The sequence below is a fragment of the Aquabacterium sp. UBA2148 genome, from assembly GCF_002328915.1.
Lineage (GTDB): Bacteria > Pseudomonadota > Gammaproteobacteria > Burkholderiales > Burkholderiaceae_C > Aquabacterium > Aquabacterium parvum.
This window is the reverse complement of the sequence record NZ_DCXA01000085.1, coordinates 1-839: the sequence shown is the minus strand read 5'-3', so window position 1 is coordinate 839 and position 839 is coordinate 1. Positions and strand designations below refer to the sequence as shown.

The window sequence follows — 839 nt, the reverse complement described above, 5'->3', positions numbered from 1 at the left end:
GCGGCGGGCCCGAGCCAGGCCGAATCGCGCGGTACTTCAACGCCCAAACGCCGACTGCTGCTCGACTTCCTGGGCTTCGGCTCGGACAAGGATGAAGACAGCGAAGGCGACGACAAGAAGAAGTGACGCGAATCTGTCGTGATGCTGTCACGTGAAGACGCAAACATGCCGGGTTTGTCCGTGATCCCGACGGACCCGGCGGTGTGACACCTCCCCTGAATTGAACTGATCTGGATGACGCCAACCATGCGCAAACACCTTCTGTCCCTTCTTGCTGCCGCCGCGCTCATGCCCGGCGCCGCCCAGGCCTGGTGGAACGCCGACTACACGCAGCGCACCAAGGTGGTCCTCAACACCACCGCTGCGGGCGTTGATACCAAAGAAGCCCTCTCCGGTGTCGTCGTGCCGGTGCGCCTGCACTCGGGCAACTTCGACTTCCTGGGCGCCAAGCCCGATGGCGCCGACCTGCGCGTGGTCGCCGCCGACGACAAGACGCCCCTGAAGTTCTGGGTCGAACGCTTTGACGGCGCCAACGAACTGGCCGTGGTCTGGGTTCAGCTGCCCAACACCCTGCCGGGCACCGACAAGAACGTCGTGCACGTTTACGCTGGCAACGAAGCCGCAGCCGCCGAGGCCACCAGCCCCGCGCTGTTTGATGGCGGCATGGCTGCGGCCATCACCTTCGCTGGCAAAGCCGGTGAGCCCGCCACCGACGCGTCGGGCCAGGTCGCATCGTCCGGCCCCGTGGTGCGCGAGGTCAACGGCCTGATCGGCGTGGCCGCTCGCCTCGACGGAGAGCCGCTGCAGTGGTCTTCCGACAAGCTCAAGGCCGCCGGCAG

1 protein-coding gene is annotated in these 839 nt (G+C 66.3%); it reads left to right on the top strand.

Features of this window, described 5'->3' with window-relative positions; translation table 11 throughout:
- Positions 1-246 precede the first annotated feature (246 nt).
- Positions 247-839: DUF2341 domain-containing protein (locus B2W70_RS04485; protein WP_286743283.1), on the top strand; the 593-nt coding region annotated here is incomplete at its 3' end.